Genomic DNA, 12,075 nt, shown 5'->3' on the forward strand with positions numbered 1-12,075 from the left:
ACCGGCATTCACGCCGCTAGAACCGAGGAGGGCCCGTGTCGGCAGGGCAGATCGCCGCGTTGATCGCCGCAGGAGCGTTCGTCCTGCTGGTGCTGCTGCTCGCGATCCCGTTGCTCAAGCTCGGTCGCACGCTGGACGAGGCGACGATCGCCATCCGCAAGGCGCACGAGAACTCGGACCCGATCCTGCTCGGTGCCAACGAGACGATCACGCACGTCAACAACCAGCTGGAACGGGTCGACGGGATCACCGCGAACGCGCAGGCCGTGACCGGCAACGTCTCCGCCCTCTCGTCGGTGTTCACCGCCACCCTGGGCGGGCCCCTGGTCAAGACCGCGGCGTTGTCCTACGGCCTGAGCAGGGCCATCCGGTCCCGCCGCAAGGCCAGGGAACTGGGTGAGGGCAAGCACTCCCGGTCGCGGAAGCGGGGCCGCAAGTGAAGCGCCTGCTGTGGCTCGGCATCGGTGTCGCCACCGGCGTCACGCTGTCCCGCAAGGCCACCCGGACCGCTCGTCAAGCGTCGCCGGCGGGGTTAGCCTCGAACCTGGGTGACGCCGTGTCGGAGCTGGCCGGCGCCATCGGATCGTTCGGCGCGGACGTGCGCGCCGGGATGAGCGAGCGGGAGCAGGAGCTGCGCGAGATGGTGGTGGACCGGTCCGGGGTGGCGACGCCGCGCGCCGCCGAGGGCCGGCACGCCGCCCGGCGCCCGGCGCGAGCTCGCCGGGCGGAGAGCTGACCGCGCGGCACCGCCGCCGCGCGCCTGTTCTCCGCCGACGCCGCTGCCCCTGACCCCGCGGCGCCCGCCGCCTGCCTTCGCACGAGGACTGACCAGTGGAAACACACGAGATCAACAAGCGGTTCCTGGAGCACTTCCAGGCCAAGGACCACACCCCGGTGCCCAGCGCGTCGCTGATCCTGGACGATCCGACGCTGCTGTTCGTCAACGCCGGCATGGTCCAGTTCAAGCCGTACTTCCTGGGCGAGGTGCCGCCGCCGTACCCGCGGGCGACCAGCATCCAGAAGTGCGTGCGCACCGGCGACATCGACGAGGTCGGCAAGACCACCCGCCACAACACGTTCTTCCAGATGGCCGGGAACTTCTCCTTCGGCGACTACTTCAAGGAAGGCGCGATCGCGAACGCCTGGGAGCTGATCACCAAGTCCCAGGACGACGGTGGTTTCGGCCTCGACCCGGACCGCATCTGGGTCACCGTCTACGAGAACGACTCGGAGGCGGCCGGCCTGTGGCAGAAGATCGCCGGCATCCCCAGCGAGCGCATCCAGGCCCGCGACGGGCGTGACAACTACTGGGACATGGGTGTGCCCGGCCCCGGTGGCCCGTGCTCGGAGATCTACTACGACCGCGGCCCCGAGTTCGGCCGCGACGGCGGCCCGGTGGTCGACGAGGACCGGTACCTGGAGATCTGGAACCTGGTCTTCATGCAGGACGTGCGGGGCGAGCAGAGCCCGAAGTACGGCCACCCGCCGGTCGGTGAGCTGCCGAAGAAGAACATCGACACCGGCTTGGGCGTCGAGCGCGTCGCCTACCTGCTGCAGGGCGTGGAGAACGTCTACGAGACCGACCTGGTACGCCCGGTCATCGCGCGTGCCGAGGAGTTCTCCGGCCGCCGCTACGGCGCGAACCACGCCGACGACGTCCGCTTCCGCGTCATCGCCGACCACGCCCGTTCCGGCGTGATGCTGATCGGCGACGGCGTGACCCCGGGCAACGAGGCGCGCGGCTACGTGCTGCGCCGCCTGCTGCGCCGCATCGTGCGGTCGGTGCGCCTGCTGGGCGTGCAGGAGCCGGTGCTGCCCGAGTTCGCCGCGGTGGTGCGCGACGCGATGGCGCCGTCGTACCCGGAGATCGCGCGCGACTTCGACCGCATCAGCGCGGTCATGCGGGGCGAGGAGGAGGCGTTCCTGCAGACCCTGACCAGCGGGTCGCGGATCTTCGACCTCGCCGCGGAGGAGACGAAGAAGGCCGGGGGCAACGTGCTGGCCGGCGACCGGGCCTTCCAGCTGCACGACACCTACGGCTTCCCGATCGACCTGACCCTGGAGATGGCCGCCGAGCAGGGCCTGTCGGTCGACGAGGACGGGTTCCGCACGCTGATGGACGAGCAGCGCCGGCGCGCGAAGGCCGACGCGGCGGCCCGCAAGAAGGGCCACGGTGACCTGTCGGTCTACCGCGAGATGCTGGAGCGGCACGGGGAGACCGACTTCCTCGGCTATACCGACCTGCAGGCCACCGCGAAGGTCGTCGGCCTGCTCAAGGACGGCCAGGGCGTGCCGGTCGTGCGCGAGGGCGACAAGGCCGAACTGATCCTCGACCGCACCCCGTTCTACGCGGAAAGCGGTGGCCAGGTAGCCGACACCGGCGTGCTGATCGGGTCCGGTGGCGAGGCCAGGGTCGTCGACGTGCAGAAGATCGTGCCGGGCCTGTGGGTGCACCGCGTCGAGGTGGTCGCGGGCGAGATCGGCCTGGACACCGAGGTGACCGGTTCGGTCGACCAGACCCGCCGCGGCTCGATCGCGCGCTCGCACTCGGCCACTCACCTGGTGCACGCCGCGGTCCGCGGTGCCTACGGCCGCCGCGCCGCGCAGGCCGGTTCGCTGAACTCGCCCGGCCGCATGCGGTTCGACTTCACCACCCCCGGGCCGGTCTCCGCCGACGTGCTGACCGAGGTCGAGGAGGAGGTCAACGACTACCTGCAGAACGACGTCGAGGTGCAGGCCTACACCACGACCAAGGACCAGGCGCTCGAGCTCGGCGCGGTGGCGCTGTTCGGCGAGAAGTACGGCGACCGGGTCCGGGTCGTGGACATGGGCGAGTACTCGCGCGAGCTGTGCGGTGGTACCCACGTCGGCCGGATCGGTGAGCTGGGCCTGGTCAAGCTCGTGTCGGACTCCTCGATCGGCTCCGGGGTGCACCGCGTCGAGGCGCTGGTCGGTACCGACGCGCTCAAGCACGTGCGCAAGGAGCAGCTGCTGGTGTCGCAGCTGGCGAACACGTTCAAGGTGCCCAGCGACCAGCTGCCCTCCCGCATCGAGGACGTGCTGAGCCGCCTGCGCAACGCGGAGAAGGAGATCGCCCAGCTGCGCACCCGGCAGGTGCTCGGCTCGGCCGGGACGCTCGCGGACAAGGCGGCCGACGTGCACGGCGTCGCGGTCGTGGCCGAGAAGCTCGACGGCGACATCGACGCGGGCGCGCTGCGCTCGCTGGCGCAGGAGGTCCGCAACCGGCTCGGCGAGCGACCGGGCGTGGTCGCGCTGTTCGTGCCGCAGGGCGACAAGCTCAGCTTCGTGGTCGCCACCACCGCCGCCGCCCGCGACAAGGGCTTCGCCGCGGGCAAGCTGGTGCCCTCCTTCGCCGGGGCGGTCGGCGGCCGCGGTGGCGGCAAGCCAGACCTCGCGCAGGGCGGCGGCAGCAACCCGGCGGGCATCGAGCAGGCCATCACGGCGCTGCGTGGCGCGGTCGCGGCAGGGTGACGGCCCGCACACCAGACCGTCCCGGGGAGCACGATCCCGGGGCCGGTCGGCGGCTGGGCGTGGATGTCGGATCCGTCCGGGTCGGCGTCGCGCTCAGCGATCCGTCACCAGTCCTCGCCAGCCCGCTGGTTACCCTGTCGCGTGATGCGAACAGCGACAGCGATCTCGAGCAGCTGGCCGCACTGGTGGCCGAACACGAGGTGGTGGAGGTGATCGTGGGACTGCCGCGCACCCTGGCCGACCGCCACGGTCCGGCCGCGGAGATCGCCGCCGCCTACGCCGACGCCCTCGCCGGGCGGATCGCGCCGGTCCCGGTGCGGCTCGCCGACGAGCGCCTGACCACGGTCACCGCGTCACGCATGCTGTCGCAGCGTGGTGTCAAGGGCCGCAAGCAGCGCGCGGTGGTCGACCAGGCCGCCGCGGTGGAGATCCTGCAGAGCTGGCTCGACGCGCGGGCCGCCTACCGCGCACGGGCGGGTGAGGCGTGAACCCCGAGCAGCCGCCGCGCCCGCCACGGCGCCGTCCGCCCGTCCCGCCGCCCCCACCGGTCCCGCCGCGCGGTGTGCCCGCGCGGCCGGCCGGTGGGCCGCGCCACGCGCGCCCGGAGCCACCGCAGGCACCGCAGGCCCCGCCTCCGCCGCCGGCGGTGCCCCGCCGGCCGCCGCCGCGCCGTCCCGCGCCGCCCGACCACGGGCTCGATCTGTTCGACGAGCCGCCGCCGCCCCCACCGCGCCGGCCCAGTCGTCCCACCCGGCCGGTTCGTCCCCCTCGTCCGCCGGAGCCGGCGCCGGACGAGTCGCCGACGGAGATCATCCGGCTGGACGACGACTACGACTACGACGATTACGACGACTACCCGGAGAACGCGGACGAGATCCGAGCCGAACCGGAGTACATCGAGCCGGACGACCCGGACGATCCGGACGACCCGGACGACGACGAACCGGTCGAGACCGGGCGCAGGCGCAGACCGCTGCGCTGGCTGGTCGCGCTGGTGGTGCTGGCGCTCATCGGCGGCGGCGCGTGGTACGGCATCGACGCCGTCTTCGGCTACGACGACTACGAGGGCAGCGGCGAGTCCGACGTCCTGATCCAGATCGAGGCCGGCGACTCCACCGGTGCCATCGGCCAGGAGCTGGCCACGTCCGGCGTGGTCGCCAGCGCGAAGGCGTTCGTCAAGGCCAGCGAGGACAACTCGAAGGTGCTGAGCCTGCAACCCGGCTACTACGTCCTGAAGACGAAGATGTCCGGGGCCGCGGCGGTCGGGAAGCTCACGCAGGACAGCTCGCGTGTCGGCGTGCTGCAGGTGCGGGCCGGCACCCAGCTGGACGACATCACCCAGCCCGACGGCACGGTGACGCCCGGTGTGTTCTCGCTGCTGGCGAAGGCGTCGTGCGCCGATCTCAACGGCAGGAGCACCTGCATCACCGTGCAGCAGCTGCGGGACACCGCGGCGCGAGCCGACCTGGTCGCGCTCGGCGTGCCGGGCTGGGCCGCGTCCGTCGTGTCGGCGTCCACCGATGCCCGGCGCATCGAGGGGCTGGTCGCGCCGGGCGTCTACGACGTCAAGCCGGGCTGGACCGCGACCGAGCTGTTGTCGAACGTGCTCCGGACGTCGGCGAGCCGGATCCAGGGCGCCGGGCTGACGGGCACGGCGAAGTTCCAGGGCCGCACCCCGTACGAGACGCTCGTCGTCGCCTCGCTGATCGAGCGCGAGGCCATCAAGCAGGACTTCGCCAACGTCGCTCAGGTCATTTACAACCGGCTCGGCAAGTCCATGCGGCTGCAGCTGGATTCGACGGTGAACTACCTGCTGGACAAGCCGGTCGTGACCACGACCGACGAGGACCGCAACCGGGCCGGCCCGTACAACACGTACCGGTTCGCCGGGCTGCCGCCGACGCCGATCTCCTCGCCGAGCGTGGAAGCCATCCACGCCGCCGAACAACCCAGCCAGGGCGGCTTCATCTACTTCGTCAAGTGCGAGAAGAACGGCCAGTCCTGCTTCGCCACCACGGACGCGGAGCACCAGCAGAACATCTCCCTCGCGAGGCAGCGCGGTGCCTACTGAACGCAGGGCCGCCGTGCTGGGCAAGCCGGTGGCGCATTCGCTGTCACCGGTGCTGCACCGCGCGGCGTACGCGGCGCTGGGCCTGGACGGCTGGACCTACGAGCGGATCGAGGTCGACGCCGAGGGACTGCCCGGGTTCGTGCGCGGGCTCGGCCCGGAGTGGGCGGGGCTGTCGGTGACCATGCCGGGCAAGCGGGCCGCACTGGATTTCGCCGCCAGGGCGACCGGCCGGGCCGTGGCCGCCGGTGCCGCGAACACCCTGGTCCGTACCGCGGACGGGTGGCTGGCCGACTGCACCGACGTGGACGGGGTCGCCGGAGCGTTGCGGTGCGCGGGCGGGTTCACCGGCGGCGACACCGGCCTGGTCCTGGGCGCGGGCGGCACGGCGGCGGCGACGGTGGTGGCGTTCGCCGAGCTCGGGGTCCGGCGTGCGGTGCTGGTGGTCCGTGACCCCGCCCGCGCGGGGGAGACCGTGGTGGCGGCGGCCCGGGCCGGGATCGAGGCGGACGTGCGCGGGTGGGCCGGGGCGGACTTCGGCAAGCTCGCCGCGGACTCGGCGCTGCTGGTGAGCACGGTGCCGCCGGCGGCGGTCGCGGAGCACGCGGCGGCGCTGGCGGCGGCGCCGTGCGTGCTCGACGTGATCTACCACCCGTGGCCGACCCCGCTGGCCGAGGCCGCCGCCGCCCGCGGTGCTCAGGTCGCCACCGGACTGGACATGCTGCTGCACCAGGCGTTCGGGCAGGTCGAGCACTTCACCGGCCGCCCGGCCCCCCGCGAAGCGATGCGCACCGCCCTGCGCGAGGCCACCGGCAGCGTCTTGCCGCTGCCCATCCGGTGAGCTGGGCCGGTCCGCCCGCGACGACCGGCGGCGAGGCGATCTCAGCCGCCCGGCTGAGGCGCTCCGTGCCGGACGCCGACGCGAAAGGCGGTCGCCGCCATTCCCGGGCGTGCGTGAACTAGCGTGGTGGCCATGAAGATCGTGGTGCTGGACGACTACCAGGATGTCGCGCGGAGCCTCGCGGACTGGGACTCGCTGGAGGCCGAGGTCGAGGTGATCACTTCCTACGTCGGCGACCACGACGAGCTGGTGCGGCGGCTGGCCGGTGCCGAGGTCGTGGTGGCGATGCGGGAGCGCACCCGGTTCACCGCGCAGCTGCTGGACCGGCTGCCGGACCTGAAGCTGCTGGTCAGCACCGGCCGCCGCAACGCCGCCATCGACCTGAAGGCCACCGAGCGGCTGGGCATCACCGTCTGCGGCACCGGCTACCTGCCGTACCCGACGGCCGAGCACACCTGGGCGCTCGTCCTCGCCGCGCAGCGCCACCTGGAGACCGAGCTGGCCGCGATGCGCGACGGCGCGTGGCAGTCCACTGTGGGCACCGGCCTGCACGGCAAGACCCTCGGCCTGCTCGGTCTGGGCAACCTGGGCCAGCGGGTGGCGCAGGTCGGTCGGGCGTTCGGCATGGAGACCGTCGCGTGGAGCCAGAACCTCACCGCGGAACGGGCCGCCGAGCACGGTGTCACGGCTGTGTCCAAAGAGGACTTGTTCGCCCGGTCAGACGTGTTGTCCATCCACCTGGTGCTGTCCAAGCGCACCCGCGGTCTGGTCAGTGCCGCGGAACTCGCCGCGATGAAGCCGGGGGCCCTGCTCGTGAACACCTCCCGCGGGCCGATCGTCGACGAGCAGGCGCTGCTGGACGCGCTGCGGGACCGCCGGATCCGCGCCGCACTGGACGTCTACGACATCGAGCCCCTGCCGGCGGACCACCCGCTGCGCGCGATGCGCAACGCGACGCTGACCCCGCACCTGGGGTACGTCACGCGCGAGGTGTACGAGATCTTCTACCGCGACGCGGTGGCGGACATCGCCGCCTGGCGGGAGGGCGACCCGGTACGCGTCATGACGCTGTGACCGGCGAACACCCCGCGCGGTGTCGGCCGTAGCGGGGCGGCGCTGTCAGCCGCGCAGTTCGGCGAGCACCGCGTCGGTGAACGGGGGCCACGCCTCGATGGCCCACGGACCGAAGTCCAGGTCGGTCAGCACCACGCACGCGGCCGCGGCGTCCGGGTCCACCCAGAGGAACGTGCCGGACTGGCCGAAGTGCCCGAACGTGCGCGGCGAGCTGGTCGCACCGGTCCAGTGTGGCCTTTTCGAGTCGCGGATCTCGAAGCCCAGCCCCCAGTCGTTGGGCTTCTGGTGCCCCAGCCCGGGCAGCACCCCGGTCAGGCCGGGGAACGCGACGGAGGTCGCCTCCCGCAAGGTCGCCTCGGCGATCAGCTTGGGCGCCTGCAGTTCGGCCGCGAACCGCACCAGATCGTCCACACACGACACCCCGCCCGCGCCGGGCGAGCCGTCCAGACGGGTCGACGTCATGCCGAGCGGGGCGAGCACCGCCTCGGACAGGTAGCCGGCGAACGGGATGCCCGAGTGTTCCGCCAGCGCGTCGCCGAGCACGGCGAAACCGGCGTTGGAGTACATGCGGCGGGTACCGGGCGCGGCCATCACGCGGTCGGAGTCGAAACCGAGCCCCGCGGTGTGCGCGAGCAGGTGCCGGATGGTCGCGCCCTCCGGGCCGGCGGGCGTGTCCAGCTCGACCACGCCCTCCTCCACCGCGATCAGCGTCGCGTAGGCGGTGAGCAGCTTGGTCACCGAGGCCAGCCGGAACGCCCGCGCCGTGTCGCCGTGGCTGCCGGCCACCGTTCCGTCCGCCCGCACGACGGCCGCCGCCGCGTGCGGGGCCGGCCACTGATCGATCCGCTCCAGGCTGCGCATGCCGCAAGCCTAAACGGCGGCCGTCCCGCGCCGGAGACGGCCGCCACCGGGTCAGGCGTCGAGATCCCTGGCGACCAGGTCGGCGACCGCGTCGACGGCGGCCTGCGCACCGTCGCCCTCGGCGGCGACGACCACCTCGTCCCCGTGCGCCGCCGCGAGCGTCATTAGGCTGAGCAGGCTGCCGGCCGGCACCGGTTCACCGCCGTCCTTGGCGATCGTCACCGGCACCGCCTGCGCGGCCGCGGTCTTCGCCACCAGTGCGGCGGGCCGGGCGTGCAGGCCCACCTTGCTGGCCACCGTCACACGTCTCTGCGGCATGGTCTTCCTCCGCTCACCGGGCCTGGCCGGACGAGCCCGGCTGCTCGTCGGCCGGGGTGGCCTGCTCGGTGTCGTCCTCCCGGCCCGGCGTGCGCAGGTTCCACTTGATGATCACCCACCGGAACAGGAAGTAGTAGATCACCGCGTAGACCAGGCCGATCGGGATGATCAGCCACGCGCGGTGGGCCGCCGGCGCGGTCGAGTTCAGTGCGAAGTCGATGACCCCGGCCGAGAAGGAGAACCCGAGGTGGATGTCCAGCGCGTTGCAGATGGCGTGCGACAAGCCGGTGAGCACCGCGTGGATGAGGTACAGCGGCCAGGCCACGAACATGAACGCGAACTCGATCGGCTCGGTCACGCCGGTCAGGAACGAGGTGAACGCGCCGGCGATCATGATGCCGCCGGTCACCTTGCGCTGCCCGGGCCGCGCGGTCCGCCAGATCGCCAGCGCCGCAGCAGGCAGCGCGAACATGAAGACCGGGAAGAAGCCGGTGGTGAACGCCCCCGCGTGCGGGTCGCCGTTGAAGAAGTTGGTGATGTCGCCGCCGTTGAAGATGAACCACACCGGCACGTTGATCAGCTGGTGCAGGCCCACCGGCAGCAGCAGGCGGTTGAGCAGGCCGTACACGCCACCACCGGCGACCGCGTTGCCGGTGACCGTGTCGCCGAGCCAGTGCATGGCGTGGTCCACGGCGGGGAAGACCAGGCCGAACACGACCCCGATCAGCAGCAGCACCAGCGAGTTGATGATCGGCACGAACCGCCGGCCGCCGAAGAACGCCAGGTACGGCGGCAGCTTCACGCGGTGGAACCGTTGCCACAGCACCGCCGTGACCAGGCCGACGACGATGCCGCCCAGCACGCTGTAGGGCCACTTGATCGGCTGGAGGTACCAGCCCTCCTTGAACCCCGCCAGGTCGCTGACCGGCGCGAACACCTGCACGACCTTGTTGAACACCACGAATCCGACCACGGCGGCGACACCGGTCGAGCCGTCGCCCTTGCGCGTGAACCCGACGGCGATGCCGACGGCGAACAGCAGGGGCAGCCAGTCGAACAGGCCCCCGCCCGCCGCGGCGAGCACGGCGGCGACCTTGTCCCAGCCCAGGCCGTCCTTGCCGAGCAGGTCGTCCTGCCCGAGCCGGCTGAGCAGGCCGGCGGCCGGCAGCGTGGCGATGGGCAGCATGAGGCTGCGGCCGAAGCGCTGCAGCCCCGCCATCCCCCTGCCTCTTCCCTTTGTTCCTTCTGCGACGGTGGCGTTCACGGGTTACCTCCGTGTTCGGCGGGGACTGTGCGGTCGAGTTGCATGGTCACCTCGTAGCGGTCGCCCCGGTACCACGAGGTCATGTCCTCCACCGGGACTCCGGACGCACTGGAGACCCGGCGGAAGACCAGGAGCGGGTCGCCGGTGCGGATGCCGAGCAGCCGCGCGGTCTCCCGGTCCGCCGCTTCCGACCACACCGTCTGCCGGGCGTGGTCCAGGCGGAGGTCGTAGTGCTGTGCGAGCTGGGCGTACAGCGAGGACGTCAGGTCCAGATCCGGCAACCCGGGGACCCGGCGCGGGTGGTACCAGCCGCGCTCCACCGCCAGCGGGACGCCGTCGGCGCGGCGGCGGCGCACCAGCCGGTACGCCGGCTGGCGCGGTGCCAGCCCGAGCGCGCCGGCGGTCTCCGGTGGCGGGGCGTCGCTGCCGCAGTGCAGCAGTTCGGTGGCCGGGGTCAGCCCGCGGCGGCGCATGTCGTCGGTGAAGGACATGAGGTAGAGCTGCAGCTCCATCCGCCGGGTCGCGGTGAAGGTGCCCTTGCCCCGGGCGCGGGTGAGCAGGCCCTCCTCGACGAGCTTGCCGATCGCCGAGCGCACGGTCAGCCGGGACACCTGGTACCGCTCGGCGAGATCCCGCTCCGACGGGATCGGCGAGCCGGGCGGCAGCTCGCGCTCGATCGCGCGGCGCAGGATTTCGCGCAGCTGCGCGTGTTTCGGTGTCGGCCCCTCCACCACGCGGTCGGTGGTGGCCGCGGGGGTCGCCGGGGTCGTCGGGGTCACGGTCTGCGACACGCCACCTCCAGGTTCCGGGTTGGTCTCGGGGCTCGCACCGCGTCCCGGGAATTGGTACGTTCCGGTCTAGACCATTTCCTGATGGGGCAGAATGCTCCGCTACCCGGGAAGGTGTCAACCACCGTTACGGGTTCGTGTTCGGCAAGCAGAGAAGGAGGCGGCCGTGGCGGACGACAGGCCGGAAAGGATCCTCGCGGCACTCGGCGGCGCGGACAACGTCGTCGAGATCGAAGGCTGCATCACGCGGCTGCGCTGCGAGCTCGAGGACGGCTCGCTGGTGGACGAGGCCGCGCTCAAGGCGGCCGGCGCGCACGGCGTGATGAAGATGGGTTCGGTGGTGCAGGTCGTCGTCGGTCCCGAGGCCGACACGATCGCTGGCGACATCCAGGACCTGATGTGAGCGTGGTGGTGCTGAGCCCGGTCGCGGGGCGGGTCACGCCCCTGTCCGGGGTGCCGGACCCGGTGTTCGCGCAGGCGATGGTCGGGCCCGGCGTCGCGGTGCTCCCGGCGGGCGGCCGGCAGGACGCGCTCAGCCCGGTCAGCGGCACCGTCGTCACGCTGCACCCGCACGCGTTCGTCGTCGCCACCGAGGGCGGTCAGGGCGTGCTGGTGCACCTGGGCATCGACACGGTGCAGCAGAAGGGCGAGGGCTTCACGCTGCACGTCGTCAAGGGCGAGTCGGTGCGTGCCGGGCAGCCACTGATCAGCTGGGACCCGGACGCGGTCACCGCGGCGGGCTACTCACCGATCGTGCCGGTGGTGGCGCTGGACGCGGAGGCCCAGGCGCTGACCGGATTGCCGGCCGGCGGCGGCATCACCGCCGGCGAGCAGCTGTTCAGCTGGGACTAGTGCGGCGCGGGTACCGGTCGACGGCCCACCACAGGCGGCTCCGCCGCTGAGGGAAACAGAACCTAGGCGGTCACGACGTTGCCGCCGTCGACCTTGACGGCGATCGGGGGCAGGGCCCGCTGCGCGGGGCCCTTCTCGACCGCGCCGGTGAGGGCGTCGTACGTCGACCCGTGACACGGGCAGTGCAGCTTCGCGCCCTCGGGCGCGACCGTGCAACCCTGGTGGGTGCAGATCGCGCTGAAGCACACCGCGGTGGTGCCGGAGGGGCGCGACACGATCGCCGGTTGGCCGTCGACCTCGACCGACTTGGCGCCGCCGACGGGGACGTCGGCGAGCGCGGCGATGGTGGTACCGGGCGGGGCGGCGGGGGCCGGGCCGGTGTTCTGGCTGCTTCCGGAGCTGCCGCCGCTGCCGCAGGCGGCGAGGGCCACGGAGCCGGCGGCCGCACCGGCCACGGCGACCCCGGTCGTCAGGACGGCACGGCGGGTAGGTGAATGCGCAGTCATGTCCGGTGAAA

General features: G+C 72.5%; 14 protein-coding genes. 9 read left to right on the forward strand and 5 right to left on the reverse strand.

Features of this window, described 5'->3' with window-relative positions:
* Positions 1–35 precede the first annotated feature (35 nt).
* The 7 genes from FHX45_RS27035 to FHX45_RS27065 all read left to right on the forward strand — a co-directional run bounded on the left by FHX45_RS27035 (position 36) and on the right by FHX45_RS27065 (position 7,475).
* Complete coding sequence (locus FHX45_RS27035; RefSeq protein ID WP_167107797.1) at positions 36–440, forward strand: DUF948 domain-containing protein; 405 nt, start codon at positions 36–38, stop codon at positions 438–440.
* Positions 437–736, forward strand: a complete 300-nt coding sequence (locus FHX45_RS27040) for a hypothetical protein (RefSeq protein ID WP_167107800.1) — start codon at positions 437–439, stop codon at positions 734–736. The genes FHX45_RS27035 and FHX45_RS27040 overlap by 4 nt, the downstream gene beginning before the upstream one ends.
* A gap of 95 nt (positions 737–831) precedes the next feature.
* The gene (alaS, locus tag FHX45_RS27045; RefSeq protein WP_167107802.1) at positions 832–3,492 is read left to right on the forward strand and encodes an alanine--tRNA ligase; all 2,661 of its coding nucleotides are present in this window, start codon (positions 832–834) and stop codon (positions 3,490–3,492) included.
* On the forward strand, positions 3,489–3,980 hold the full coding sequence (gene ruvX, locus FHX45_RS27050; protein ID WP_167107805.1) for a Holliday junction resolvase RuvX: 492 nt from the start codon (positions 3,489–3,491) through the stop codon (positions 3,978–3,980). The genes alaS and ruvX overlap by 4 nt, the downstream gene beginning before the upstream one ends.
* Positions 3,981–4,138: 158 nt before the next feature.
* Complete coding sequence (mltG, locus tag FHX45_RS27055; RefSeq protein ID WP_167107808.1) at positions 4,139–5,563, forward strand: endolytic transglycosylase MltG; 1,425 nt, start codon at positions 4,139–4,141, stop codon at positions 5,561–5,563.
* A 13-nt stretch (positions 5,564–5,576) separates the two neighbouring features.
* Positions 5,577–6,401 carry a shikimate dehydrogenase gene (locus tag FHX45_RS27060; protein WP_341771663.1) on the forward strand — a complete coding sequence of 275 codons (825 nt, stop codon included), beginning with the start codon at positions 5,577–5,579 and terminating at the stop codon, positions 6,399–6,401.
* Between the two features lie 132 nt (positions 6,402–6,533).
* Positions 6,534–7,475, forward strand: a complete 942-nt coding sequence (locus FHX45_RS27065) for a D-2-hydroxyacid dehydrogenase family protein (RefSeq protein WP_167107814.1) — start codon at positions 6,534–6,536, stop codon at positions 7,473–7,475.
* A 45-nt stretch (positions 7,476–7,520) separates the two neighbouring features.
* Here the strand turns inward: FHX45_RS27065 and FHX45_RS27070 are convergent, their stop codons facing one another.
* Genes FHX45_RS27070 through FHX45_RS27085 form a run of 4 tightly spaced genes read right to left on the reverse strand, consistent with a single transcriptional unit; the run spans position 7,521 to position 10,709 of the window.
* Positions 7,521–8,336 (reverse strand): serine hydrolase domain-containing protein, encoded by an 816-nt coding sequence (locus FHX45_RS27070; RefSeq protein ID WP_167107817.1) that lies wholly within the window; start codon positions 8,334–8,336, stop codon positions 7,521–7,523.
* Positions 8,337–8,387: 51 nt separating this feature from the next.
* Complete coding sequence (locus FHX45_RS27075; RefSeq protein ID WP_167107820.1) at positions 8,388–8,654, reverse strand: HPr family phosphocarrier protein; 267 nt, start codon at positions 8,652–8,654, stop codon at positions 8,388–8,390.
* 13 nt (positions 8,655–8,667) lie between these two features.
* Positions 8,668–9,873 (reverse strand): PTS transporter subunit EIIC, encoded by a 1,206-nt coding sequence (locus tag FHX45_RS27080; RefSeq protein ID WP_167107823.1) that lies wholly within the window; start codon positions 9,871–9,873, stop codon positions 8,668–8,670.
* A gap of 41 nt (positions 9,874–9,914) precedes the next feature.
* On the reverse strand, positions 9,915–10,709 hold the full coding sequence (locus FHX45_RS27085; protein WP_341771628.1) for a GntR family transcriptional regulator: 795 nt from the start codon (positions 10,707–10,709) through the stop codon (positions 9,915–9,917).
* A 91-nt stretch (positions 10,710–10,800) separates the two neighbouring features.
* On the opposite strand from FHX45_RS27085, the gene FHX45_RS27090 reads away from it, so the two are divergent.
* Together FHX45_RS27090 and FHX45_RS27095 are read left to right on the forward strand one after the other, a co-directional pair.
* Complete coding sequence (locus tag FHX45_RS27090) at positions 10,801–11,109, forward strand: PTS sugar transporter subunit IIB (protein WP_167107826.1); 309 nt, start codon at positions 10,801–10,803, stop codon at positions 11,107–11,109.
* Positions 11,106–11,558 carry a glucose PTS transporter subunit IIA gene (locus tag FHX45_RS27095; RefSeq protein WP_167107829.1) on the forward strand — a complete coding sequence of 151 codons (453 nt, stop codon included), beginning with the start codon at positions 11,106–11,108 and terminating at the stop codon, positions 11,556–11,558. Before FHX45_RS27090 ends, FHX45_RS27095 begins: the two co-directional genes overlap by 4 nt.
* Before the next feature lie 62 nt (positions 11,559–11,620).
* On the opposite strand, the gene FHX45_RS27100 is transcribed toward FHX45_RS27095, so the two are convergent.
* Positions 11,621–12,064, reverse strand: coding sequence for a QcrA and Rieske domain-containing protein (locus FHX45_RS27100; protein WP_167107832.1), 444 nt, complete (start codon positions 12,062–12,064; stop codon positions 11,621–11,623).
* Positions 12,065–12,075 lie beyond the last annotated feature (11 nt).

Source organism: Amycolatopsis granulosa (assembly GCF_011758745.1).
Classification (GTDB): domain Bacteria; phylum Actinomycetota; class Actinomycetes; order Mycobacteriales; family Pseudonocardiaceae; genus Amycolatopsis_E; species Amycolatopsis_E granulosa.

Excerpts from the sequence above, each read along its gene's own strand:
- FHX45_RS27065 (WP_167107814.1), top strand. The coding sequence starts at position 6,534 with ATGAAGATCGTGGTGCTGGACGACTACCAGGATGTCGCGCGGAGCCTC.
- FHX45_RS27070 (WP_167107817.1), bottom strand. The coding sequence starts at position 8,336 with ATGCGCAGCCTGGAGCGGATCGATCAGTGGCCGGCCCCGCACGCGGCG.
- FHX45_RS27075 (WP_167107820.1), bottom strand. The coding sequence starts at position 8,654 with ATGCCGCAGAGACGTGTGACGGTGGCCAGCAAGGTGGGCCTGCACGCC.
- FHX45_RS27080 (WP_167107823.1), bottom strand. The coding sequence starts at position 9,873 with ATGGCGGGGCTGCAGCGCTTCGGCCGCAGCCTCATGCTGCCCATCGCC.
- FHX45_RS27090 (WP_167107826.1), top strand. The coding sequence starts at position 10,801 with ATGCTCCGCTACCCGGGAAGGTGTCAACCACCGTTACGGGTTCGTGTT.
- FHX45_RS27100 (WP_167107832.1), bottom strand. The coding sequence starts at position 12,064 with ATGACTGCGCATTCACCTACCCGCCGTGCCGTCCTGACGACCGGGGTC.